Below are 23,885 nucleotides of genomic sequence, written 5' to 3' on the forward strand. Positions count from 1 at the left end.
CCGCTGAAGCGTCCGCATCAGCACCCTCGTCTGCGGCTGAACGCCCTCCACGGCGGACACGACCAGCACGGCACCGTCGAGCACGCTCAGCACCCGCTCCACCTCGGCGATGAAGTCCGGGTGGCCGGGCGTATCGATCAGATTGACCGTCACGTCGTCAACAACGAACGACACAACGCGGATTTGATGGTGATGCCGCGCTGTCGTTCCAGCGTCAGCGAATCGGTCTGGGTATTTCCGTCATCGACGCGGCCGATCTCGTCGATGACACCGGCGGCGTACAGCAGCCGCTCGGTCAGGCTGGTCTTACCGGCGTCGACATGCGCCAGAATTCCCAAGTTCAACGTACGCACGACGTGTCATGTCCTCCGAATAGGCAGCAATTACCTTCGTGTAGGGCATGAACGCAGTTCGCATCAGTATTTCCTCGGTCACTCGGCTGTCACCGGACAGTGCAGCAGAGGCCGACGTCAGCGGCAACCGATTAACCACTCACCTGCGCGACGCGAAGATGACCCCCACGAAGCCGATCAGGGCGAAGACCAACCCCATGCCGACGAGCATCACCGTCATCCCGCCCACCACGCACGACGCGACCCCGAGCCGCACAGGGGCCCCGTCCACCACCGCCCGCTCGGGCCGGTGCGGCAGATACCGCAGCGGCACCAGGTCCCCCGCCACATAAGGCCGCCGCGCGGCGACTGTGGCCCGTATCTGACGCCCGTCATAGGTCAGGAAGCCCACGATCAGCCGCCGCTGGCTGTTCCCGGACCCGTTCGACGACTGGTGGTGCACCACATGCGTCTCCAGGCACCTGCCTTCCGCCATCAGACCGGCTCGCAGCGTCTGCTGGTACTCCGCGGCCTTCCGCCGCATGAAGACGAACGCTCCGATGCCGAAGGCCGCGATGAGCAGTCCCAGCGTCCCGAGCACGAGCCCGAAGACCCCACTTCCAGTGAACATTCCGCATCCCCCCGTTATCCGGCCGACGACTCCCGTGAAGATGCGCCCCCGCACCCCTCCGGTTCCCGCACCGCGCTCACCGGGGCGGGGCGAGCGACACTTCCCTCGCGGCCCTGGCGAACTCCGCCAAAGTACTGGGCGCCCTGCGCCGCCGAGATCACCGCTCCTCTGCCGCTCACGACGAGCGCGAGGGCCTCCTGCCAGTGGGTGAAGGCCCGTTCTCGGCGGATGGGCGCGCCGCTCGGGGTGTGATCCGAGAAGTGGGCGTCCAGCCCGTAGGACGGGACTTTGCCGAGCGGGGCGAGCAGGGTGATGCGGGTCAGGTCCTCGTACGAGAGGAACTCCCGGCGCGCCAAGGGGTGGTTCGACGGCACCACCAGCATCCGGGACTCCGACATCAGGACGGGCCCGGTCACGAAGTCGGGCTCCGCGACCGGGAATTCGGTGAGCTGGACATCGTACACGCCGTTGCGCCAGCGACGCGAACGGGGCGGAGACAGGCACCTCGCAGACGTCCACGGCGCTCGCGGGATAGCGGGTACGGAACACCTCTCCCGAACGCATCAGCAGGTCCCCGGCCAAGGGCACGGAGAAGCCGATCTCCAGACCGCCGTCGATTCCCCAGCCCGCCGCGCGGCGGCCCCGCGGGTACCAGTCGCAGTGGAAGCCCCGCGCCCGTACGTGCGAGCTGTGGGCTGCCGTGGACCGGGTGCTGGCCCGGTACGCGGCACAGTTGCCGCTCACGATCCGGCAGGTCTGGTACTCGCTGATCTCGGACGGGGTGCTGGTCAAGGAGGAGCGCTCCTACAAGCGCCTGGTGGAAGTCCTGGGCATGACCCGCCGCTCGGGCCGGATCCGGTGGGCGGCTCTGCGCGACGACACCGAGATCCGTGCGGAGCCAGTCGCATACGACGGGCCGGAAGACTTCCGGGCCGCACTGCACCAGGCTGCCCTGGATTTCCGGCTGGACCGGCAGGCCGGGCAGAGGGGCCGGCTGGAGACGTGGTCGGAGACAGCCGGCATGGTCGACCAGCTCGTCACGGTCGCCGACCCCTAAGGTGTGCCCGTGTATTCGGGCAGCGGATTCTGCACCCGCTCCACCCGATACGGACGGCAGCTGACCGTGCGCCCACAAGGGTGCTGTCACGTTGTCTGGCGACGGTATGATGATCTTGTAGTTGGTCATGCTCGGAGGGGTCGTTTGACGTGCGACCGTCGTACAGCAATCACCGGTACCCGGCAGAGGTGATCTCGCACTGCGTATGGCTGTACTTCCGCTTCCCGCTGTCGTTCCGTGAGGTCGAGGAACTGATGCTGGAGCGCGGGGTGATCGTGTCCTACGAGACGATCCGGCGGTGGTCTCTGAAGTTCGGGCAGGACTACGCGAACGCGCTGCGCCGCAGGCGCCCTCGGCCCGGGGACAAGTGGCACCTGGACGAGGTCTTCATCAAGATCAACGGCGAGCAGAAGTACCTGTGGCGAGCCGTGGACGCCGACGGCGACGTCCTGGACATCCTGGTCCAGAACCGCCGGGATACCGCTGCGGCCAGGCGTTTCTTCCGGAAACTACTCCGGGGCACCGGGTCGGTGCCCCGGGTGGTGGTGACCGACAAGCTCCGGTCCTACGGGGCCGCGCTGCGGGAGGTGATGCCCTCTGTGGAGCACCGGGCGCACAAGGGACTGAACAACCGCGCGGAGAACTCCCACCAACCTACCCGGCAGCGCGAACGCGCCATGAAGGGCTTCCGCAGCGTCGGCGCCGCGCAACGGTTCCTGGCCGCGTTCAGCGGCATCTCACCCCACTTCCGACCCCGCAGACATCTCATGACCGCCGGCCGGAACCGCCTCGAAATGACCATCCGCTTCGCCATCTGGGACCAGATCAGCGGTGCCGCCGGCCTGCCCGCCGCAGCCTGAACAACGCCGCCACCGGGGCCAACCACACCCCGACACGCCACCAGAGACCTGCACCCCGACAACGTGACAACACCTGGTGACGCGGTACGGGAAGCGGCCGTCCGGGTCGGTCGCGGCGTGGGGTGTGGCGGGGGCGCAGCATGAACTCGCCGGGGCGGCCGGGGTGGGGGTGTGGTCGGGGGTGAAGGGGTCGGCGGTCCATTCCCAGACGTTGCCGATGGTGTCGTACAGGCCGTATCCGTTGGGTGGGTGGGTGCCGACCGGGCTGGTTCCGGGGCTGGGGTCGGCTTTGCCGCCGGGCAGGTATTGCCAGGGGAAGGCGCCGTGCCACGTGTTGGCCATGCGGCGTCCGCGCGGTGCGGGGTCCTCGCCCCACGCGTAGGCGGCGCGGTCGAGTCCGCCTCGGGCGGCGTACTCCCATTCGGCCTCGGTGGGCAGTGCCTTGCCGGCCCACGCGGCGTACGCGGCGGCGTCCTCGTGGGCGACCTGGGTCACCGGGTGCCGGTCGGGGCCGTCGCGAACGGGTCCGGGGCCGTGTGGCCGGCGCCAGTTCGCGCCGGGGCGGTAGCTCCACCATTGCCGCCAGTCGTCGAGGGCGACCGGGCCGGGGGTCATGGTGAACACGAGGGCACCGGGGACGAGTGCGGCGGGGTCGGCGTCCGGGTAGTCGGCCGGGTCGAGGTCGCGTTCGGCGACGGTGACGTAGCCGGTGTCCCGCGCGAAGCGGCGGAATCGGGCCACGGTCACGGGGTGGACGTCGATGGCGAAGGCGTCGACGGCGACGCGGTGGGCGGGGCGTTCCTCGGGATAGAAGTCGTCCGAGCCCATCACGAACGTCCCGGCGGGGAGTTCGACCATGCCGGTGGTGCGGGGGGTACGGGTGGCGGCGCGCATGGGGCCACCCTGCCGAATCCGGGCCTCGGTGATGGGGCGGCGCGCCGCAGGGCCGTGCGGCGCGCCGGCCGACCTACTGCTTGGCCATCGCGATCCGCACCTGGTGTTGCGGGTCGATGAGGTGGTCGTGGTTGTCGGTTCCGGTGTCGATGCGGACCTTGGCGATCGTGCCGTTGAACGTGAGCCGGTCGCGCGGAAGGTCGTCGGGAACGGGGGTGCCGGTGTCGACGCCGACGTCGAGGGACTCGTCCATGGAGTACAGGAACGGTTGGGTGCGTTCGACCCGGCCGCGGGCGACCTCGGTGCCGTCGACGGAGAGCACGGCGGTGCCGCCCTTGCCCAGGCCGCCGCCGTCGTAGGTGAAGTCCATCCGCACCTCGTGCTCGCCCGGGGTCAACGGGTCGGGGCCGCGGACCGTGTAGCGCTCCACGCCCAGAAAGTTGTTGCAGTAGGCGGGGCGCCCGTCGAGGACGTACAGGCTCCAGCCGCCAAATTTGCCGCCCTGCGTGACGATCGTGCCGAACGCCTCACCGGCGGGGGTCGTCACGTTCGCGACCAGCGAGTGGGACTTGTTCTTGACGTTGAGCACCGAGTTCTCCGACAGGCGCACCATGCCGGGGTAGAGCGTCTGGGTGTCGCCGGTGATCAGTTCGGGGCGGCCGGCGATCTCCGCGTTGAAGCGTTCCGCGCCCCGGTCGTCGAGCGGGAGCACGTTGAAGCGGGCCGCCTGGATCAGAAACAGGCGCTGCAACTCGTGCAGTTTCTCCGGCATTTCCTTCGACAGGTCGTGCGCCTGCGACCAGTCCTTGGTGCCGTCGTAGAGTTCCCACACGTCGTCGTCGAAGGCGATGCCCTCCTGCGCGGCGCTGATCCAGGGCGTCTTGTGTTTGGTGACCGCCGAGCAACCCTTGTGGTAGATCCCGCGGTTGCCGACCATCTCGAAGTACTGCGTCTCGTGCCGTTCGGGTGCGTCCGCGTCCTCGAACGTGTAGTTCATGCTCGTGCCGTGCATCGGCTCCTGGGTCACGCCGTGCACGACCATCGGTTCGGGCAGGCCGACCGCCTCCAGGACGGTGGGTGCGACGTCGATGACGTGTGTGAACTGGTGCCGCAGCCCGCCCTTGGCGGCGATGCCGCCGGGCCAGTGCACGATGGCGGCGTTGCGGGTGCCGCCCCAGTGCGACGCGACCTGCTTGGTCCACTGGTAGGGCGTGGACATCGCGTGCGCCCAGCCGATCGCGTAGTGGTTGTGCGACTCGGGCCCCCCGAGCTGGTCCATGTGCTCGATCATGAACTCGTCGGTCTCGAACTCGGTCGCGTGGTTGAGCAGCATGAGCTCGTTGAAGGTGCCCTTCATCGTGCCCTCGGCGGACGCGCCGTTGTCGCCGATCACGTAGTAGACGACGGTGTCGTCGAGGATCCCGAGGTCGTCGAGCGTGTCGACGAGGCGACCGATGTGGTGGTCGGCGTATTCGAGGAACCCGGCGTACACCTCCATCTGCCGCGCGAGCACGGGCCGCATCTTGGGATCGGTGTCCGCCCACGCCGGGATGAGGTCGTGACGCTTCGTCAGATCGCAGTCGGGGGCAACGGTTCCGAGCTGCTTCTGCCGGGCCAGGGTGCGCTCGCGCAGCGCGTCCCAGCCGTCGTCGAACCTGCCCTTGTACTTGTCCGCCCACTCCTTGGGCACGTGGTGCGGGGAGTGGGTCGCGCCGGGCGCGAAGTACATCATGAACGGCCGGTCGGGCATCAGCGACTTCTGTTGCCGCGCCCACGAGATCGCCCGGTCGGTCACGTCCTCCATGAAGTGGTAGCCCTCTTCGGGCGTGCGGTCGGGCTCGACCGGGTTGGTGCCCTCGTACAGGGCCGGGTAGTACTGGTTGGTCTCGCCGCCGATGAACCCGAAGAAGTGCTGGAACCCGTTGCCGGGGGTGGGCCAGTGGTCGAACGGCCCCGTCGGGCTGGTCTCCCACACCGGCACCTCGTGGCACTTGCCGAACTGCGCCGTGGAGAAGCCGTTCAGCCGCAGCGTCTCCGCCAGCGGCGTACATGTGTTCGGCCGCACCGCGTCGTAGCCGGGCGCCGAGGTGGCGATCTCGGTGATGCCTCCCATGCCCACGGCGTGGTGGTTGCGCCCGGACAACATCGCCGCCCGGGTCGGCGAACACAACGCGGTGGTGTGGAACCGGGTGTAGCGCAGGCCCTGATCGGCCAGGCGTTGCGCGGTGGGCATGTCCACCGGTCCGCCGAACGCACTGGACGCCCCGTACCCGATGTCGTCGAGCAGGATCACCAGGACGTTCGGCGCCCCGGGCGGCGGGCGCAGGTTCTCGATCGGCGGGAAGGAGGTATCGGGGTCCTTCGCGTCGTAGGTGACGGTGCCGGTGTACCGGCGGTCGTGGATCGGCAATGCCACCCGCGACGGATCGCCGAACTTCTCGCCCATGCGACAACCTTTTCAGTCGAAATTAAATACTTTGACCGAAAATACAATGCTTTGGTGGGCGGGCTTGTGGGGCTCGCCGTAGGAGGGCGTCAATCCTCCGTGCACCGACCGGGGGTTGTCCGGGCTCAGGTGTGGGTGATCCCGCTGGCAGGTACTTCGAAGACGATTTCCAGGCCGTCCTCGTCGTCCATCCGGGTGCCTACCTCAATGGGGAGGAGCCGGAAGAGTAAGAGAGCAACACCACTGTTGCAGGCGCTGATCGTCATCCCAGCTACCTCACCAGGAAGAACGGCCCTTCCTCCCCCTGAGAGCAGGGCACACCACACTGGCGGGATAACGGCCGGCATGGTCCCCCAACTGGTACGCATCGGCGAGGAGTTCGGCATCTCCTGCTTCTCCGGCGGAGGGTTCGACGGCCTGGCCGGCAAGCACGACGCAGCCGTCCGGGCGATCTCCGGAGGCCGAAGAACCCGGATTCTGCACCTGGGCGACTACGACCAGAGCGGCGTCCATATGTTCAGCTCGCTTGCCGAGGACGTGATCGCTTTCGCCGACGCTGCGGGCGCCGAGGTGGAGTTCCAGCGGGTCGCTGTCACCCCCGAGCAGATCGCCACCTACAACCTGCCGACCGCCTCGCCGAAGGCGACCGACCGGCGCTCGTTCTCCGGCACCGCCACCACCCAGACCGAGGCCCTGCCGCCCGACATCCTGGCCGCGATCGTGCGCGGGGCCATCGAGGCCCACCGTGACCACGACATCCACTGCCAGGCACTCGCCCGCGAGGAAGCCGAACGGCGCATGATCCGCGAGCGCCTGAACGGGCGGCCGGAACCCGGTCAGCCATCGACCGGGTGAATCTCGCGTCAGGCTCCGTGCACCACACCTGTTGCACACGCTAGGGTCGTCCCGACCGCTTCTGAGCTGCGAGAACTCGAACCGCACGCTCGTGGCGCCCCGGAGAAGCATCGGGGGACCTTGACGCGAGTGGTGAGGACGTCGAACGGGACTTCGTCGCGCGTACTGCGTGCTGGAGCTGGGTGGAGCGCATCGCCCTGACCTTCGATCAGGTCACCCGGTACACGCTGGTGCCCGCCGTGGGCAAGAGCACCGATCCGCGGCGGCCGGCCTTCGCCCGTCGTCATGATCTTGACCCAACGCACCCTGTTCAGTGGGAGGTTGAGGCCCTTGACGCCGCCGAGCTGCGCCGCCTGGTCCTCGCCGCCGTCACCCCCTTCGTCGACGTCGGCGTCCTGGCCGAGCAGCTCGCCGAGGAAGACCGGCAGCGCCGCCAGCTCCGGGACCTGGTGGAGGACTGGCAGCGCCGCCAGGGCCCACCCGGCTGAGCTTGTTTTTTATCTACCAAGATCTTCCGGGCTTGCCGATGGCCTTGAGGTTCTCGGGGCGTTTGACGGTTTTGCCGACGTCGTATGACGCTCAGGTCACTACCAGGGGGCGTCCAACCAGCCCACGTACGCTGGGCTGCCCCGGCAGGCCTGGCAGTTGGCCGCCGGAGTTTTACGCCGAGGTGCCAGCGGATGCACCGGCCAGCTTTGCGCCGTGCACCACAGCGCGACATTCAGCGGACTTCCAGGCCGGGATCCCGCTTCGTCAGTCACTGCGAACTGCGCTGAGTCGCTCCTGGAAATCCCCAGGTCAGGGGCCATGCTTAGTTCCTCTCAGCGACCGAAGCGACTCAAAACCCAAACGTGTTCAGCACAGGCTAGCCGAGACGGCCCCGACAATCCCGCAACCCCCAGAGCGAGGCTGGAGTCCCGTCTCGAACGCTCCTCCCAGTCGGCCAGAGCGACCCAAGCGACCCAAGGCCCATGTCGCCCAACAACTCTGCTGCTACAGAACATTGGATACAGGCCGTTGCGCCCGAGTTGGGGAAGCGACTGCCTTTCGGCATCAAGCCATGTGGCTCTTGATGGCTGGCTTGCAGCGGCTGTGGCGGGGAACGGCGCACCGAGCCGCTGCAGCTCTCCCTGGGCCGAACGGCGGACGCCCCGCCCTGTGTGTGCCGGCGGGGCTGGCCACAGTGAGGGCTCACCGATCGCTCAGGAAGACGACCAAGGCATCGTTCCAAGCAGCGACTCGGACGGCAAAGCGGCGCGCGCGGCGTTCTTCGCATATTGCGATGGAATGCCAATTGGCCGGTTTCTTCGTGCCGGTCCCCGGGCTCGCTGGCGAGAACGGGTAGGTGACGGTCTGGCCGTCGGTCAATGGTGCCGGGACGGTCTCTGTACAGCCTGGGGATGTCCACAGTGGCTCAGGCTCTGAGGATTGCGATCGCCCGGCTCCGGCTCGAGGGGCCTGCCCGGTTCCTCGGCGCGGGCGAGGTGGCACCTGACGCCGGCCAGCGCCATGACTCCGCTGAGGCTGATGGGCTCTGGCGTGCTGATCTCGATGAGGTTGGAGACGTTGTGGGCATCGCGGGGTCGCCTTGGGGGGCCGACCGAGGTGTTCGCCGCGGAGCATTGCAGCGACAGCCTGCGGTTCGGAGCCGCCGCCAGCGGCGGCTCCGAACCGCAGGGGAAGTGGGGTGGCGGCCGAATGGAGGGCCGGGGAGTCCCTGTCGACGGCTGCGTCGCCCTGGACGTCGAGGACTTGCCCGCAACCGTCTTGGCCGGTGGGGGCGTGTAACCGACTGCGATCGGCCTGATGTGGGTGGTGGAGGGCCGCTCGGCATCTCAGCTGCTGTAGGCGGGCGGCTTGGCCGAGCCAGTCGGTGGCCTGTCTTCGTGTCGCACGGGCCACCGATTCGCTCACTGCCGACGCGAGGGTAACGGTCCTCGAGCGTGGCCGGAGCTGTGAACGCCTAAGGCCTCCTTGTCGGCCGCTGTCACTGCGGCCGACAAGGAGGTGGGCTTCCCGCGCGCCTAGCCGCCCCATGAGCGGCCGGGTCCGACTCGGGCGACGGCATCGATTGTCTTCGTGACCTGCGCCGATGTGCAGAGCTGTCGATGCGGGGCGAACTGGATCCAGGTTGGCTGGTCTCGGTCTCGGGTTACTTCAGTCCCCACTCCTGCTTGACGCGCTTGCTGGTGCTGTTGTTCCACTTGGTAATGGTCAGCTTCCTGCCGCTTTTGCTGGTCTCGGCGGTGATGGCCGTACCCGACCACTTGTTGAGGATCTTGCTGGCGTGCAGTGCCCACTGCTGCTTCGTGGAGGAAGGGCTGCAGCCGTACTGCTTGACCTGGGTGCCGGAGGCCTTGGAGGTCACGCCCATGCACTTGGCCGACTTCTTATTCTTGATGGTGTACAGGCCCCTGCTGTTGCCCTTCAGGGTCCAGCGCTGTTCGGAGCCGCTGCCGCACCGACGGATCACCAGCACCGCGCCGCTGTTCTTCTTACCGTCGTTCGAGATACATACGTCCTTGCCTTTGGGGGTTCCCCATACCTTGGCAAGACGGACATTGTTGTAGGTTCCGGCAGTTCCTGTCTCCCCAGCAGCGGCCGGAGTCACTCCGCCACCGAGAAGCGCGGTGACGGATGCGGCGAGGATGAGCGTATGAACTGTCTTCTTCACGAGAGGTTCCTTTCTGTGGTTCGTTTTTCGCGGACGCGGATGGCCGTTGCAGTAATGGCGATCGGCGCCCTGACGGGCGGTGTGCTGGTGGTGCGGCAGATGGGTGCGCCCGGATACGGGATTGAGTCCGCCCCGCGTGCTGCGCGGCCTGAGTGCGCGAAGGCCGCATCCCGCTATCCGGAACGTCTTGCCGGCCAGGAGCTGACCTTCACCGGACGCCCAGGAATCGCGGTGTGGGGCGATGAGGCGATTGTTCTGCGCTGCGGGCTCACGCCACCGGCCCCGACCGTCGACCCATGTGCCAACGTCAACGGCGTGGACTGGGTCTTCCGCGACGTCCGCTCCCAGGGCGGCAGGAAGGTGGTTGTCACCTACGGCCGGAATCCGGCTGTGGAAGTGGTGGTCTCCGACAAGGTCGCTGCCATGGACGCCGTTCTGGTCGACCTGTCCAGGCTGGTTGAGCCGATCAAGGAGGAGGCCAAATGCCTGAGCTCGTACTGATGTGTGAGCCCGCCACGCCCCATAGGCGGTATCCCTTTGGGGTGCCGCCCCCAGGGAGTTCAGCTGGGCACGGCGCCAGCCGACCGTCAGGGCCGGAGGAGCACCTGGCCCTGCGTGACCTGGAGCTTGTGCGCCTGCCGGAGCACCAATGCACTGCGTGGACCGGGGAAGGTGCCCGGCAACGGCACAGGCACGATGAACCGGCTTCGCCCGAAGTGGACTTGCGGGACGCTGTCCTGGCGGGGCTCTCGCACCAAGCGCTGGGGGAGGGCCGGCTCTCGGGCCTCAGCCGGCTTGGTCGAGGCCGACAGGGGCAAGCTGTCGTCGGCCCGGAGAAGTCCAGGCGCCGGGCCGGGGAGGGGCCCAAGGCGACCCAGGTGACCGCCCGTCAAAGAGGCCCCGCGTGCCGGGTCAGCGGTTGGCGAGCTTGGCTTTCCAGGTGGAAGAGTTGGCGCTGATCTCCTGCACCTTGTCCACGCCCTTGCCGAAGGACTTCACCCGGGGCACGGCCTTCCAGACCGTGGATGCGGTAGCAACGCCGGTGTGCCCGGAACGGGCGACCTTGCCCTTGTGGAGGGTGATGGCGGCGTTGAGGTTCTTAACCTCGCTGTCGGCGGCCGGGGTGCCGGTGACCTTGCCCTTGAGCACCTGGTAGCGCAGGTTGAGTGTCTCGCTGGTGACCGGTATGCCGAAGATCGTTTCGGTCACGGTGAAGGAGACCTGCTTGGTGCTCTTGCCCCTGAGGGTCTTGGACGTGACCTCGGTGACGAACTTGACGTCATGGTTGTAGGGATCGACGACCCTGAGCTTGCGGTCGAGGCTGCCCTTGGCCTGGTCGATGAGGGCCTTGTAGATGTTGCGGTTCTGGAGGTGCTTGACGAACCGGGCCTGCTTACCGGCGGGGAGCTTGGTGAATGCGGTGAGAGTCCTCTTGGCTTCCGGCGTCTTGTGCTGCTTGAGGTAGGTGGTGTAGCTCGCGACGGTCAGTTTGGCCGCCAGCTTCGTCTCGGCCTGGGCGACCGCGTGGGTGCCGTTGAGAGTGGCAGTGGTGTTCATGGCTGACGCGGCTGGGGCCAGGACGGCAAGAACGGCGGTGCCGGCGATGGCGGACGCGACGAAACGATGCACGGGTATGCGACGGTACACAGTGTTCTCCCGGTGGTTTTGGTCTTTGCAAGTGCGCAGAATGAGCCTATGTAGCTGCCGAGTTGGCCGGAAGTGTCCCTTGGGGCAGTGCCCTTGAGGGATCCCGCGTTTTCTAGCGTGCTCCTGTCAGTACCGACGGGTAGGTTGAGCTGTGATCACCGCCGCACCCAGGGCACGGGGCTCTGCTGGGAACAGCGGGATCAGGAAGGACCAGCTATGACCAAGCGGTCCGATGCGGGAGATGCTGCGTGTGCCTACCGGCGCACGGGGATTGCCCCGGTACGTGAAACGGGGAGGCTCAAGGAGCTGACGGGCAGGGAGAGGGAAGTGCTTCTCCTGCTGGGTACTGGGCTGGGGAACCGGCAGTTGGCGCGGGAGCTGGGGATCGCCGAGCGCACGGTGAAGGCGCATATTGCCCGGATAGTGGAGAAGCTGGGGCAGGAGACTCGGCTGCAGGCCGCGGTGTTGTCCGTGCTCTCCCACAACGTGCTGTGCGCTGATCCGTGCTGCCCCTGCCGACATTCCACGCTGCCTGAGGATCAGTGGACACCGTCTGCCGCGTGAGCGAAGGCCTCTGTCCGCCCACTGAGTGAGGCGGGCCGGCCCAACGGCAGGGTGCCCCTATGGGGGCACTCCTCTGTCGGGGGTATCTGGTTTTGGACGCCATGGCGAGGGGCGGGTTCGAGGCGAATCCGCCCCTCGCCGCCCTCCGGAGGGCCGTGCGCCGCCGAGTTAGTTGAGAGTTGCACATGGGAATTGGCGGTGTGCGCAAGCTGAGGCACCAGCGTCCTGGCTGTGGTCCGTCCCGCGAGCCCGGTGCCCAGCCTTGGGGCAGCCGCGGGTAGCCGGTCGCATGCCGGGGGGCGGGCGGACACGGCCCCTCACCAAAGGGCAATGCCCCTCGGTTCACCTCCCTGTTGGACGTCGCGAAGATCACGCATTCGCGTCTACGTTCGAGCTTCGGCTGCCGGACAGGCAGCCCCGATGACAGGGGGCCCATATGAAGATGCGCATGATGTCGAAGGTTGCGGGGACGACGGCCCTGGCGGCAGCGGTCACCTTGGGAATGTCCGGTGACGCCTTCGCGTGGCAGAGCACATGGAAGACCACGGGGAAGACCCAGACCACCAAGGCGCACAGCGTGAAGAAGGGCAAGCACTTCTTGCACTTCGGGATCTACGGCAACGGCCGGACCGCTTTCACGGCCAAGGCCTATAAGCGCGTCAAGGGCAAGGACCCGCTGATCCAGACGATCAAGGGCAAGGACAACGGCACGTCGTGGATGGCCGACTGGAAGAAGTACGGGAAGGGTGACTACTACGTCGTCTTCAACTACAAGGCCAAGAACAAGAAGGCGTTCGGCGGCATTCAGTAGGCCACAGCTTCACGGGACGCCCGCCGCACCGCGTGCGCGGCGGGCCGCGTCGGGACAGCGTCCCGTGATGCACGAGCGATGACGCCACCCGACTACAGTCCGTGGCACCCAGGTTGGGATACTGAACGATCATGAAGACGATTCCTCGCCGGGCTTTGTGGACGGCCGTGACCGCTCTTGCCCTGACCGGGTGTTCCTCCCCTGACACGCTCTCAACAGAGCAGCCGCTGAAAGAGCAGCCTCTGTTCTTCAGCATTCCGCTCGCCGAACGTCCTGATGCTCCCAACTTCTCGGGCAAATCGCTGGACGGAAAAGCGACCCGGCTGCCCGACTACCGGGGCAAGGTCGTGGTCGTCAACGCGTGGGCTTCCTGGTGCGGCCCTTGCCGCCTGGAATCTCCCGCGCTGGACCGCACCCAGCGGAAGCTGAAGGACCAGGGGGTACAGATCCTGGGCATCAACACCGAGCAGAGCGTGGACAACGCTCTGGCGTTCCAGCGCGACTACAAACTGTCCTACCCGAGCCTGCACGACCCGGCAGGCAAACAGTTCCTCAAGCTGCCTCGCGGCGTGGTGAACGCGCAGGCTCTGCCCTTCAGCCTGATCGTCGACCGCTCGGGAAAGGTCGCCGGAGCCGTCCGCGGCGCCGTGTCCGAGGAGGACCTGACCAGCATCGTCAACCTGATGCTGAAGGAGAAGAAGCCAGCTTCGCCGAAAAAATAGCCGCTCCACGCCGATTCCGTCGCCAGATCGTGAAGGGCGACACACGCAGCCACCGGCACGGAGCACCGCCCCGGCGGGACAGGTAGGCGCCACCCGCCACCTGTCCCACAACATCTGCGAAGGCGCCGCGACGTGGTGCGCTCCCGGACGGCGGACCGCGCTCGTTGACACCACGGCCGGCTCCCATAACATCGTCGGCGTCGAGTACGTGACCACGGATATGCGTCCATCATCTGAGGCGGCGCACCCAGCGACTGCGCCTCCGCCACCAGCGCCTGCTTTACCTCCGCGAGTGCGTCGGTAGTGGCTCACGACGACCGGCCGCGGCGAGGCAGGGCCCGGCAAAATGTCTGCCCGCAGTAATCGGGAAGCTGGCAGCCCCGAACCTGAGCGTGAGCTTGATCTCACAGGAGGCCATACGCACGGCGCGGACCCGTGGGCACACCCGGAAAATGGCATCATCACTTATGCAGGAGCTATCCCTGCGTGCTGGAGCCCGACAGCGAGGAACCCGACATGCCCACCGGATCCGCCGACAGCCCCGCAACTCTCTATGGGCCGGTCTCGCTCGTCCTTGGCATCGTTGCTCTGATCGCCGCGGTATTCGCAGGCTTCATCGGAATTGCGATCCCGTTTCTGTTCGGCAGTCTCGCCGTCACCTTCGCGCTCCTCGGCCTGGCCCGCAAGCTCAACCGGGGCCAGTGCGCCATCGGCCTCGCCGCCGGTTCCCTGAGCGTGCTCTACCCGATCTTCCTGGCCGGCGCCTTGGGCGCCTGATGCCCTCGGCATCCTGCTGGCCCCTGGGTCGGCCGACTGCCGCCGTCATCGCCGCTACGAAAGCAAGCCGGCACACTTCCTCGCGCATTCCGGCGTAGCGGCCACCCGCATCGGGCATCGCCGATTGACGCGTAATGCCCCAAATAACCGGCCTCTCCCTGCACGCGCTCCCTCCCTTCATGTTGTCCCCGCCGACTCAATAGTGCTGTCGGCTACAGGGACCTGACGGTCAGTCTTCTGCTAACAAGCAGGTACCTCGGACTGTCGAAATGCGGCGGACAAGTTCGGTCCGCAAAGCTCTCCTGAAGGCTTGTTCTGGCTGCTCCTCGGGCACGGCGAACGCCGTTCTTGCAGGACGGGCTCTCCACCTCACCAAGATTCAAAACCTGCCAATTAGGCATAAACAGGATCCTCTGTCTGTCGGTGCTCGTCTCAGGATTCTGCGATGCGTGATGGGCTGGGCGCAGGGTCTCGAACTGCCGCGCCTGCTTGTTGACCTCACGGTGCTCAGCAGTGCCTGTGCCGCGCCAGACGCCGAGCAATGTCCGTGCGCCGACACCAGCCGCCAGGTCGTGGGCACAGCACGCTTCTGCCCCTTCGGTCACTGCCCATCAGTGCACTGCCCCAGGAGACACTGACGCCCGAACTCTCTTCCTTCCTAGGCTGGTTGCTACATCCCCTGACAGGAGGAGGCAAAGGCCGGCGCAAGCCTCCCTCCGAGTCACTGACACATCAATTGCGGCCCGGAAACGTCCCCGCCACGGCCAGCGCCGCCCAGGTCAGTCAGCAGGCCGGTCGCATACAGGGGCACCCACAGCCCCCGAACCGTTGGCGGGCAGAAAACGGCCAACAGGTCACCCCACAGGTCCCTCTTTCGACACGCCCCTCTCCGGAACAGCCCCTCACGGAATTCCCGGGGGATCCGCCGAGCCAGACGCTCGTCCACCGGGCTCCCGGCCGGGAAGAGGCGCTGCAGTAAGAGCGGGATATTCCGTGCCCGTAGAACGCCAATGGCATCACATGAAAGGGAATATTCATGCAGCTTTCTCGTTCCGCGAAGGTGGCGGCACTTACCTTGGCCCCGCTCACACTTGTTGCGACCGGGTTCAACGCGTCTGCCGCCCCCGACCAAGACCCGCGGCCGGGCGCTTCGGCGTTCTCCATATCCGCCCTGGCCTCCAACGAACTGAAGGACGTATCCGGCGTCAGCGCAAACAGCGCCGAGGGCAAGGCGCTGGACTCGCAGGAGTTCAGCGTCATGCGAGCTGCTTCAGGCGAGACCGCGGTCGTCGACCGCTCCTCTGCCCGCGAGGGCATTACTGCGGCGGCCGGCAAGTCCTTCGCCGAGCTGTCGTGGAAGGGGTACGCGAAGGATGCCCGCTACGTGGTCACCCGTGACGAGAAGGTGGTAGCCCGCCTCGACGCAGGGGTGACCACCTTCCGCGACACGAACGTGGAGGCCGGCACGGACTACCACTATCAGGTCGCGCCGGTGCTGCCGAAGGGCGGCAACCCGCAGGCCCGACTCTGGGGTATGCAGGTGTCCATCCCGGTCTCCGGGGCGCCCACCGCACTGCGCGAGCAGGCGGTTGCCCGAGCGGCCGCCGCCGGTGTCGCCAAGACATCCACTCTCTCCTGGATCTCCTTCATCCCGCAGAAGAAGATCGATGCTCCCACCGGGGGCTGCGACTACGGCAAGAAGTTCCAGTTCGGCGGCGACGGACGTTCGAAGTTCGACTGGAAGTCGAGCAAGTACCGCACCGCCCTGCACGCGACAGTCACGTGGAAGTCCAAGAAGGTGGCGGGCAACAAGCACATCGGCGCCACCACGGTCTACGTGAAGAAGACCGGCAAGAAGATTAAAACGAAGACCGCCACCACCAAGAACATGTCGGCCAAGAAGCTGGGATCCGGCAAGAACTACGTGGACGTGCGGATGTCCCTGCACGCCACAAACCCCTTCTGCAAGGGCCTCGGCAGCGTGAAGGGCGCCATCAATGGGGCCTTCACCATCAACCTGACCAAGAGCGGAAACTACACCATTCGCTCTGGCAAGCACCGCCTCATGCCGAACCACCACATCTACATCTACGACGGTGGAAAGGTCACCAACGTCTACACCCGGAAGTACGCCAACGCTGCATGCCTGATCGGTTCCATCGCCTGCCCCGAGGCCGACCTGACCGGCACTTACGGCAAGTTCTAACCCTGACAAACGGCTTCCTCTCAGGTTGCGTGCCAGGCGCTCGTACGCCTGGCACGCAACCTGCGGCCGGCGACACACAGCCAATGAAACTCATCTATCGCGGTCAGTTTCCGTGAGTAAGGGGTGGGTTCGACACCTACGACCTCGCAGGTTGCCTAATGAGGTTCGGATCCTGAGCTGCTCAGCGGCTGTGCGAGTGGCGCATCCATCAAGGGGCCGCCCGCGACTTGCCTGGCCGACGGCAGAGCTGGGCTGGATCACCACCCGGTGGCCCGCCCAGATCCTTGCTGCCTCGGCGGTAGGCGGGGACAGGGGCGACCGGCGACCGGCGACTGCGTCACCCAGCACCTACGCGAGAGCCACTCCCACTTCATCCCGATGCCCTGGCAAAACCGCGGGGGAGCGGCGTTGTGAGCGCATGCTCCAACCGGTCCGCCGGTCTACTTGAGCGTTCGCTCAAACTGAGCTAACTTGCGGTTTGAGCGAACGCTCAAATTGTGAGCAGTGAGGTGGCGACCATGGGGTTGTACGTAGAGACTGTGATCGACGCCGATATGGAGGTCCTCTGGGAGCGGACCCAGGACCCGGCGCGGCACCAGGCCTGGGACCTGCGGTTCACCTCGATCTCTTACCTGCCGAGCGTCGAGGGGCAGCCGCAGCGTTTTCGCTACGCGACCCGGCTGCTGCCCCTCGTGTGGATCGCGGGCACTGGAGTCAGTGCGGGTGAGCGGCTGCGGTCCGACGGCACGCGCGTCTCTGCGCTGCGCTTCGCCTCGGGCCACCCGCTCTCGCTGCTCGCCGAGGGCTGTGGCTACTGGCGCTACGTCCCCGGCCCCACCGGGGTGCGCTTCCTGACCGGCTATGACTACCGCCCGCGCTGGGGCCGCGGCGGTGCCGTCGCCGACCGGCTGGTGTTCCGGCCGCTCATGGGCTGGGCCACCGCCTGGTCCTTCGACCGGCTGCGCCTGTGGTGCGAACGCGGGACCCACCCGCGCGCCGCCCTCGCCCGCGCCCTGGGGGAGTGCACTCTGCGCCTGGCCCTGGTCCTCGCCGCCCTGCTCGCCTCTCCCGTCGCCCCGCTCGCCGCTGCGGCGGCTGCCGCCGTCCTCGCCGCCCTGCTGCCCCCGTTGCCCGGCACCCCGGCTGCACGCCGCTGCCGACGCACCCCAGCCGGGCGCGTGCGCGCCCCCCGGCTGCTCGGCCTCCTGGAGTCCTCGTGACCTCGATCTTTCACACCCACATGGGTGCCGGCTTCGGCCGCCTGCATCCCGAGATCCGGCGGCGCTTCTCCGTCGGGCTCGACAGGGGCGAAGCCTGCGTCGGGCGCGGGACGATGGAGCGGATCCACCACGGCGCCCCTTTCGTCAAGCCGTTCCTCCGGCTCGGCGGGACGCGCAACATCCTCGTCCCGCGCGAGGGCCGCCAGGTGCCCTTCGTCATCGAGAACTTCCCCTACACGGACTCCTTCGGCCGCGAGACCGTCACCTTCGTACGGACCTTCCAGCTGCCCGACGGCCCCCACCGCTTCGACGCCACGATGGTCTTCAGCCCCGAACGTGACTGCGTCCTCGATTACCTCGGCACCCACCAGCACCTCGCCAGCGACCTCCACATGAGCGCCGAACCCGACGGCTCGCTCCTCATCCGCTCCGGCGAGCACCGCTTCCGCGAAGGCCCCCTCGACGTTCGCGTCCCGTCCCTGATCGCAGGCGAAGCCGAGGTCCGCGAGTCCTTCGAAGAGAGCACCGGCCGCTTCCGGATCCGGGTGCGGGTGACCAACCGGCACTTCGGCTTCCTCTTCGGCTACGAGGGCTCCTTCACCGCCGAGTACGTCAACGCGGGCGGCAGCGGACTCCGCGCAGGCCTGCGGCCCGTCCGCGAGGAGGCCCGCGCGTGAGTGCGTCCGGCGGGGCCACCCGTCTCAAACTCCTCGAAGGGGCCCTGCGCACCCTGGTCGAGCAGGGCATCGCCAAGACCTCGGCCCGCTCGATCGCGACCACCGCCGGCGTCAACCAGGCACTGGTCTTCTACCACTTCGGCTCCGTCGACGAGCTCCTCGCCGCTGCCTGCGTGCACGGCGCGGAGCAGCGCGTCTCCCGCTACCGCGAGCGGCTCGCCGCCCTGGACTCCCTCACCGAACTCCTGACCTTCGCCCGCGCGATGCACGCCGAGGAACGGGCCGCCGGCCAGGTGGCCGTCCTCGGCCAGCTACTGGCCGCCGGCCAGACCGCGCCCGCCCTCGCGGCCGCGACCTCCGCCGGACTCGCGCTGTGGATCGAGGAACTGGAGGCCGTCTTGACCCGGCTGCTCGCCGCGCCCCCCCTGGCCGCCTTCGCCGACCCCGCCGGGCTGGCCCGTGCCGCGGCCGCCTCCTTCGTCGGCATCGAACTGTACGAAGGCGTCGACCCCCAGGGCGCCGCCCGCGCCCTGGACTCACTCGAACAGCTCGCCGTCCTCGCCCAGGCCCTGGAAGGACTTGGCCCCCTGTCCCAACGGGCCCTCACCCACGGGCTGCGCCGTCACACCCGGGACTGACCCGGCACCTCGCCTTAGCCGAAGAAAGTGGCGGCCGCTCCGATAACGGGCCGGGCTAGCCGGGCACGGCAACATGTCGGAGGGGTTGCCCGAGTGGTTGAGTTCCAGTCCGCACGCGTCCACGGCGGGCAGTGGTGAAAGCTCTACTGGCGATCGCGGTGTGGTGAGCGTCACAGGGAACTGGAGTGGCGCGGCGGACACTTCGCTACGTGGAGACATCGCTGAGCGAACGACTGCGGTCCGGTGATCGTGCTGCGTTTGATGAGATTTTCGACGCACATGCCCGAGTGGTGTACGCGCACGCCGTCCGGGTGACCGGTAACTGGGCCACGGCTCAGGATGTGGTGTCGCTGACGTTTCTGGAGGCCTGGCGGCTACGTGACAAGTTGCGCACCGAGGTGGTGAACCCGCGGGCATGGCTGCTCGGCATTGCCACGAAGGTGCTGCGCAATACCTCCCGGGCGACCCGTCGTCATCGGGCTGCGATGTCGCGCCTGCCGCAGCTGCAGTCTGTGCCCGATTTCGCCGACGAGGTTGTCGGCCGGATCACCGACCAGCACCGATTAGAGGGAGCCGCCCGTGCGTTGGGCAAACTCCGGCAGAGCGAGCGTGAGGTGTTCCATTTGTGCGTGTGGTCGGGGCTGGGCTATACGGCAGCAGCCGAGGCTCTGGGAGTCCCAGTGGGCACCGTGCGCTCTCGGTTGTCTCGGGCACGCCGACGACTGGGCAAGCTTGCCGAGGCCGAGCTGCAAGAAGTCAGGAGCTGGCGGGAACCGGCCGCCGAGAGCGGACACATACCAGGCAGCCGCACTGCTGCGGTCCGGTCGACTCAGGAGAGGAACCGATGAACGCGGTCTTCCCGCAACAGCCTGAACAGCGCGGGTGGGACGAGGCGGAGGAACTGGCTCAGCTCCTGCCGGCTCCGGCTGTCCCCGATGTCGCCCCCGATGTGCATCGCCTGCTCAAGGAGCACTTCCTGAACGAGATCGCGCTTCCAGATCGGGCCGTCTCCAGCCGCCGTACCCGCCGGCGCCCAGTGAGAGGTGTGCAAGCTGAAGTTGCTGGTCATGGGGCTGGTGTGCGTGGGCATCGGGATGCTCGTGCTGGTCGGTGGCAGGTGACTTTGGTGAAGATCGTCGGTCATCGGGCGACTTCGCGGTTCGTGAGGACCAGCAAGGCCCGGACCAGGGCGGTCGCCCAGGCGGGGTCGGTGCGTACCTTGCTCAGGACGCGCCAGTTCTTGAGGTGGGCGAAGCCGTGCTCGACGGGTGCCCGGACGGCCGCCAGTGCCGTGTTGGACAGCTTCTGGCCTCGCGTCAGGGGCCGGTTCCGGGCGGCCTTGTAGCCGGTGATCACCGCTGGGCCGGCGTCGGGGCCGCCGTCGTCGAGGCCGACGAAACCCAGGTCGGCGATGGCTCCGAGCCCGGCTTCCCGCAGTTTCCCGGTGAGCTTGTCGTGCCGGCAGGCGGTGATCTCCGAGGTGCGCCCGGGGCGGGCCGCCGAGATCCACAGCAGTCGGCCCCGGTCGTCGGTGAGGGCGATCACGAGCAGGCCGTGGCATTTGTTCTTGCCGGAGTAGTTCTTCCGGTTTTCCTTCCCGGTTCTGCGCCGGGTACGGATCACCGATCCGTCCAGCAGTACGATGCCGCCGCCCATTCGGGTGATCTTCTTCAGGGCCCGGTCCAGGCGTGGGGCGCGGGCTGCGAGCAGGCCGATGACCTCCCTCACCCATCGGGTCACGGTGGTGCGGTGTACTCCGTTGCCGCCGGCCAGGTCGCCGGGCCGCTGGTCACAGCGCAGCACTGCCAGCACGATGGTGGCGATCTTCCCCGGAGGCAGGGCGCGCCACCTAGAGCCGATCTTCTTGAGGTGGCCGCGTATCAAGTCGGCGAGCCAGTTCAGGGTGGCGCTCGACAGCGGCAGGCGGGCGGTGTAGACAAGGCCGTCAGGGCCCTCGACGGGACTGTTGTTTTTCGTCACACAAACTCAACTGCCGTCGGGGGCCCGTCAGTTACGGGCATGCCCCGTGCGACTACGGACGTGCCGTGAACCGACCGTCGCCCCGCTTGTGCAGCCAGCCGCGGTCGGCGAGCTTGGTCATCTTCGCTCGCAGAGGTTCCAGCTTGCCGCGCACCGAGGCGTCCAGACCCAGCCGCTCGCCGACCGCCCTGACCTGCACCGGGCCGTCGGCCTCCCGCACGATGGCCAGGATCTTGCGGTAGTCGCCGGGCAGCGCGCCCGCGTCGGCCGCGTCGCTGCGGTGCGGGATGAGCAGGACTGCCCGCCCGGCCACCTTCGCCGATACCGGAGCGACAGCCCCGGCGTCGGCCCGGGCCTGCTCGGCCAGGCGGTTCAGCACCCGCTCCGCGATCGCCAGTTCATCCCGCTCGGCCTGGACCTCCTGGAGTTGCTTGGCCAACTCCTCGGCGAGGGCGTCCAGTTCGCTCCGGCGGGTGGTGATCCACTGCCGCTCCTGCATCCCCGCGCCCTCCCGCGTTCTCACGGTGTGCCGACCTGCTGACGGATCGTAGGCGGGGGCCGGTCGTGGGCGCAGCCGAACCCGGCATCCCGCCGGAGCCCGACCTGCCCGATGATCTACGCCATGGTCATCGGCCGCCGACCGGCACGAGTACCCAACTCGCCATTCACACCAGACCCGTGACCTGCGACTTCACGATGCACACCGCCCAGTGTTGATCCTGGCCACCACCGCCCTCGTCTGCGGCGTGGCCGTCACGGTTGCACTGGGGCTGCACACCGCCGGGACTGGCGGAGCCCCGACGAAGCAGGCACAGACATCGCCGGCCGCGGTTCAGTTGCTGAACCGTATCGCTCTCACCGCGGACGAACAGCCCAGGACAAAGGTTCGCAATGACCAGTACACCTACATCAAGGTGACGGGCTTCACCACGGCCATGAATGGGGACACCGGGACAACGGAACGAAGCAGTCAGGCCCGGGAAGAGTGGACCTCGGTGGACGGGACCGGCCGCACCCTGCAGCGCGCCCCCGGGGGTGACCAGTGGCTGGCTGCCCCCGGCGCTGGGTCGCTGAGCTCTCCGACTTACCGGCTTCTGGAGCAGCTGCCGACTGACCCCGGCCACCTACTGAAGACGATTTACAAAGACACCAATCTCAATCACGGATCCGGCACCGACTCCACCACCGGGCCGGACCAGGAAGCATTCGTCGCCATCGGTGACTTGCTCCGGGGCATGACTGCGCCCCCGAACGCCAGTGAAGCTCTGTACCGGGCCGCGGCCCGTATCCCTGGTGTGATCACCGTTCCGGAAGCCGTCGACGCCGCAGGTCGGCACGGGGTGGCAGTTGCCCGTGTCCACGACGGCGAACGCACCGAGTGGATTTTCGACAAGAAGTCCCTGCACCTGCTCGGTGAATGCACTGTCCTGCTCAAGGACGGCGCCTGGGGCAAGGCCGGCGCAGAGGTGGAGTCCATCGCGATCATCGGCAGAGGCATCACCGACCAGCCAGGCCACAGCCCGAGGGCCCAGAGCTGATGGCAAGGGATGCGGTACTGAAGTCGTTTCTGAACCGATAACGGAACGTGTAGATCGAACAGGTTCTCGCCAGGGCGATCTTCCCGTCTTTTACGCGCACGAAGAAGAGCCTTTCGGTAGCTCGGGGCGCTGTCGATGCACCCGGTGGGGTCGGCGCGATCGCCTCGTATTGGACCGAGGTGCCGCTGCCGGCCACCGGTACGTGGAACGCGCCGGGCAAGGACGGTGCGCAGGCCGACACTGTGCTCACCGCCCGTCAGGACGGGGTGCCTTTGCTGTTCTTCGAGGTCGACAACTGCCACGAGACCCCGGAGGAGCTCGCCGACAAGCTGGAGAGGTACGCCCGGTTCCTCCGGCGGAAGATGAAGGACACCGACGGCAAGGAGCGCCCGATGTGGCGCACCCGCTGGAGGGCCCCCGAGAGCCGGCACGGAGATGCGCCGCACCCGCCGGTGCTGCTGGTGTTCAACCACCTCGGCAAACGCGACCCGAACCGCAAGGTCCCCCGGCTGCAAGAGCTCACCCGTCACCTCTGGCAGGGACAGAGGGTGGGCGGCGGCCACCACCTCTACGACGGGAAGATCCCGGTCGTCGCGGTCGGGCTGCGTAATCTCCGCGAGCACGGACCGGCCGGCGCGGTGTTTTTCCGCTTCGGGCGCGAGCACCCGCAGCCGCTCCTAGAGGCGATCGGCAACCCCCGCCGCGAAGCTGCCGACGCCCGCGAGCAGGACAGGGCCAGGGCCCAGCAAGCGGCGCACAAGGCACAGGTGCAGCGCGCGGCTCAGGAGCAGGGGGCGAAGAAGGCAGCCGAGCGGGAGGCCCGTCGTCCCGTCTGTGCTGGCTGCGGGGCGAAGTTCACCGACGAACGGTGGGCGGCGGCGCAGTCGACGGACTGGGACACCCCGAAGGACACCCACCCGAACCTGTGCGACGCCTGCAAGCAGAAGGTCGGCACCGTCGTCAGCCCAGCGGCCGACACGCGGGAGCGCCAGGAGCCGGTGCGCGGCGAGGTGGGGCAGCACGACTTCAAGCGCAACGCCCGCCGTCCTGTCTGCCCAGAGTGCGGTGCGGCGTTCACCGACGAACGGTGGAAGGCGACCGAGCGCGTCGGCTGGGGCGTCACCCCGGAGCCCAACCCGTCCCTGTGCGGGGACTGCGACCGGCGGTACGTCACCGACGTACGGGAAGTCTGGGCGGACGAACGCCCGCAGCAGGAGCAGGGTCAGGCCCTGCCCATACAGAAGGCCACCCGCTGGTTCTCACGCCGCACCTGACCCGGGCAAGCCTCCCGCCGCCGGCGTGGGCAAGCCCAAGGTGACCCTGGGCAAGCCCTCGCCGGCGGCGGCGACGCAAGGG

Annotated in this window: 25 protein-coding genes and 2 pseudogenes; 16 read left to right on the forward strand and 11 right to left on the reverse strand. The window is 67.6% G+C overall.

Annotation, left to right across the window (positions count from 1 at the left end; genetic code table 11):
* Positions 1-3 precede the first annotated feature (3 nt).
* The 3 genes and pseudogenes from ACLLJJ_RS42345 to ACLLJJ_RS42355 form a co-directional block, all read right to left on the reverse strand.
* A pseudogene (locus ACLLJJ_RS42345) lies at positions 4-353 on the reverse strand (GTP-binding protein); the annotation flags it as partial.
* Between the two features lie 139 nt (positions 354-492).
* Positions 493-963 (reverse strand): DUF3592 domain-containing protein, encoded by a 471-nt coding sequence (locus tag ACLLJJ_RS42350; RefSeq protein ID WP_434600138.1) that lies wholly within the window; start codon positions 961-963, stop codon positions 493-495.
* 14 nt (positions 964-977) lie between these two features.
* Complete coding sequence (locus ACLLJJ_RS42355; protein ID WP_434600139.1) at positions 978-1,427, reverse strand: LysR substrate-binding domain-containing protein; 450 nt, start codon at positions 1,425-1,427, stop codon at positions 978-980.
* A gap of 236 nt (positions 1,428-1,663) precedes the next feature.
* Between ACLLJJ_RS42355 and ACLLJJ_RS42360 the strand changes: the two genes are divergently transcribed.
* Together ACLLJJ_RS42360 and ACLLJJ_RS42365 are read left to right on the forward strand one after the other, a co-directional pair.
* The gene (locus ACLLJJ_RS42360) at positions 1,664-2,020 is read left to right on the forward strand and encodes a hypothetical protein (RefSeq protein WP_434600141.1); all 357 of its coding nucleotides are present in this window, start codon (positions 1,664-1,666) and stop codon (positions 2,018-2,020) included.
* 149 nt (positions 2,021-2,169) lie between these two features.
* Positions 2,170-2,880 (forward strand): IS6 family transposase, encoded by a 711-nt coding sequence (locus tag ACLLJJ_RS42365; RefSeq protein WP_434600143.1) that lies wholly within the window; start codon positions 2,170-2,172, stop codon positions 2,878-2,880.
* Positions 2,881-3,048: 168 nt separating this feature from the next.
* Here the strand turns inward: ACLLJJ_RS42365 and ACLLJJ_RS42370 are convergent.
* The 3 genes and pseudogenes from ACLLJJ_RS42370 to ACLLJJ_RS42380 form a co-directional block, all read right to left on the reverse strand.
* Positions 3,049-3,774: pseudogene (locus ACLLJJ_RS42370) on the reverse strand (SUMF1/EgtB/PvdO family nonheme iron enzyme); the annotation flags it as partial.
* A gap of 73 nt (positions 3,775-3,847) precedes the next feature.
* Positions 3,848-6,220 (reverse strand): arylsulfatase, encoded by a 2,373-nt coding sequence (locus ACLLJJ_RS42375; protein WP_434600145.1) that lies wholly within the window; start codon positions 6,218-6,220, stop codon positions 3,848-3,850.
* A gap of 125 nt (positions 6,221-6,345) precedes the next feature.
* Positions 6,346-6,486 carry a hypothetical protein gene (locus tag ACLLJJ_RS42380; protein WP_434600146.1) on the reverse strand — a complete coding sequence of 47 codons (141 nt, stop codon included), beginning with the start codon at positions 6,484-6,486 and terminating at the stop codon, positions 6,346-6,348.
* A gap of 79 nt (positions 6,487-6,565) precedes the next feature.
* Here ACLLJJ_RS42380 and ACLLJJ_RS42385 point away from each other — a divergent pair, with 79 nt between their 5' ends.
* On the forward strand, positions 6,566-7,075 hold the full coding sequence (locus ACLLJJ_RS42385; protein WP_434600147.1) for a hypothetical protein: 510 nt from the start codon (positions 6,566-6,568) through the stop codon (positions 7,073-7,075).
* A 182-nt stretch (positions 7,076-7,257) separates the two neighbouring features.
* A complete protein-coding gene (locus ACLLJJ_RS42390) occupies positions 7,258-7,563 on the forward strand; it encodes a hypothetical protein (protein WP_434600148.1) in 306 nt (101 codons plus the stop codon).
* 1,664 nt (positions 7,564-9,227) lie between these two features.
* Here ACLLJJ_RS42390 and ACLLJJ_RS42395 read toward each other — a convergent pair.
* Positions 9,228-9,749, reverse strand: coding sequence for an RICIN domain-containing protein (locus ACLLJJ_RS42395; protein ID WP_434600149.1), 522 nt, complete (start codon positions 9,747-9,749; stop codon positions 9,228-9,230).
* A 54-nt stretch (positions 9,750-9,803) separates the two neighbouring features.
* On the opposite strand from ACLLJJ_RS42395, the gene ACLLJJ_RS42400 reads away from it, so the two are divergent.
* Complete coding sequence (locus tag ACLLJJ_RS42400; protein WP_434600150.1) at positions 9,804-10,250, forward strand: DUF3515 family protein; 447 nt, start codon at positions 9,804-9,806, stop codon at positions 10,248-10,250.
* 411 nt (positions 10,251-10,661) lie between these two features.
* On the opposite strand, the gene ACLLJJ_RS42405 is transcribed toward ACLLJJ_RS42400, so the two are convergent.
* On the reverse strand, positions 10,662-11,378 hold the full coding sequence (locus ACLLJJ_RS42405; protein WP_434600151.1) for a hypothetical protein: 717 nt from the start codon (positions 11,376-11,378) through the stop codon (positions 10,662-10,664).
* Between the two features lie 234 nt (positions 11,379-11,612).
* Between ACLLJJ_RS42405 and ACLLJJ_RS42410 the strand changes: the two genes are divergently transcribed.
* From ACLLJJ_RS42410 to ACLLJJ_RS42450, 9 genes are all read left to right on the forward strand, one after another.
* Complete coding sequence (locus ACLLJJ_RS42410) at positions 11,613-11,960, forward strand: LuxR C-terminal-related transcriptional regulator (RefSeq protein WP_434600152.1); 348 nt, start codon at positions 11,613-11,615, stop codon at positions 11,958-11,960.
* 448 nt (positions 11,961-12,408) lie between these two features.
* The gene (locus tag ACLLJJ_RS42415; protein WP_434600153.1) at positions 12,409-12,771 is read left to right on the forward strand and encodes a hypothetical protein; all 363 of its coding nucleotides are present in this window, start codon (positions 12,409-12,411) and stop codon (positions 12,769-12,771) included.
* 167 nt (positions 12,772-12,938) lie between these two features.
* On the forward strand, positions 12,939-13,493 hold the full coding sequence (locus ACLLJJ_RS42420; protein WP_434600154.1) for a TlpA family protein disulfide reductase: 555 nt from the start codon (positions 12,939-12,941) through the stop codon (positions 13,491-13,493).
* A 486-nt stretch (positions 13,494-13,979) separates the two neighbouring features.
* Positions 13,980-14,270 carry a hypothetical protein gene (locus tag ACLLJJ_RS42425; RefSeq protein ID WP_434600155.1) on the forward strand — a complete coding sequence of 97 codons (291 nt, stop codon included), beginning with the start codon at positions 13,980-13,982 and terminating at the stop codon, positions 14,268-14,270.
* Positions 14,271-15,306: 1,036 nt separating this feature from the next.
* On the forward strand, positions 15,307-16,476 hold the full coding sequence (locus ACLLJJ_RS42430) for a DUF3238 domain-containing protein (RefSeq protein WP_434600156.1): 1,170 nt from the start codon (positions 15,307-15,309) through the stop codon (positions 16,474-16,476).
* A 518-nt stretch (positions 16,477-16,994) separates the two neighbouring features.
* Complete coding sequence (locus ACLLJJ_RS42435) at positions 16,995-17,696, forward strand: hypothetical protein (RefSeq protein ID WP_434600157.1); 702 nt, start codon at positions 16,995-16,997, stop codon at positions 17,694-17,696.
* Positions 17,693-18,373 carry a DUF4166 domain-containing protein gene (locus ACLLJJ_RS42440; protein WP_434600158.1) on the forward strand — a complete coding sequence of 227 codons (681 nt, stop codon included), beginning with the start codon at positions 17,693-17,695 and terminating at the stop codon, positions 18,371-18,373. The genes ACLLJJ_RS42435 and ACLLJJ_RS42440 overlap by 4 nt, the downstream gene beginning before the upstream one ends.
* A complete protein-coding gene (locus ACLLJJ_RS42445; RefSeq protein WP_434600159.1) occupies positions 18,370-19,011 on the forward strand; it encodes a TetR/AcrR family transcriptional regulator in 642 nt (213 codons plus the stop codon). Before ACLLJJ_RS42440 ends, ACLLJJ_RS42445 begins: the two co-directional genes overlap by 4 nt.
* A 209-nt stretch (positions 19,012-19,220) precedes the next feature.
* Positions 19,221-19,859 (forward strand): RNA polymerase sigma factor, encoded by a 639-nt coding sequence (locus ACLLJJ_RS42450; RefSeq protein ID WP_434600160.1) that lies wholly within the window; start codon positions 19,221-19,223, stop codon positions 19,857-19,859.
* Here ACLLJJ_RS42450 and ACLLJJ_RS42455 read toward each other — a convergent pair.
* The 3 genes from ACLLJJ_RS42455 to ACLLJJ_RS42465 all read right to left on the reverse strand — a co-directional run bounded on the left by ACLLJJ_RS42455 (position 19,841) and on the right by ACLLJJ_RS42465 (position 21,490).
* A complete protein-coding gene (locus ACLLJJ_RS42455) occupies positions 19,841-20,080 on the reverse strand; it encodes a hypothetical protein (protein WP_434600161.1) in 240 nt (79 codons plus the stop codon). The genes ACLLJJ_RS42450 and ACLLJJ_RS42455 overlap by 19 nt on opposite strands.
* 71 nt (positions 20,081-20,151) lie before the next feature.
* On the reverse strand, positions 20,152-20,991 hold the full coding sequence (locus ACLLJJ_RS42460; RefSeq protein ID WP_434587282.1) for a transposase family protein: 840 nt from the start codon (positions 20,989-20,991) through the stop codon (positions 20,152-20,154).
* 52 nt (positions 20,992-21,043) lie between these two features.
* Complete coding sequence (locus ACLLJJ_RS42465; protein WP_434600254.1) at positions 21,044-21,490, reverse strand: hypothetical protein; 447 nt, start codon at positions 21,488-21,490, stop codon at positions 21,044-21,046.
* A 211-nt stretch (positions 21,491-21,701) separates the two neighbouring features.
* Between ACLLJJ_RS42465 and ACLLJJ_RS42470 the strand changes: the two genes are divergently transcribed.
* Complete coding sequence (locus ACLLJJ_RS42470; protein WP_434600162.1) at positions 21,702-22,529, forward strand: CU044_5270 family protein; 828 nt, start codon at positions 21,702-21,704, stop codon at positions 22,527-22,529.
* Between the two features lie 179 nt (positions 22,530-22,708).
* A complete protein-coding gene (locus tag ACLLJJ_RS42475; RefSeq protein WP_434600163.1) occupies positions 22,709-23,803 on the forward strand; it encodes a replication-relaxation family protein in 1,095 nt (364 codons plus the stop codon).
* Positions 23,804-23,885: the final 82 nt, after the last annotated feature.

The sequence above is a fragment of the Streptomyces sp. A5-4 genome (genome assembly GCF_051131715.1).
GTDB lineage: Bacteria > Actinomycetota > Actinomycetes > Streptomycetales > Streptomycetaceae > Streptomyces.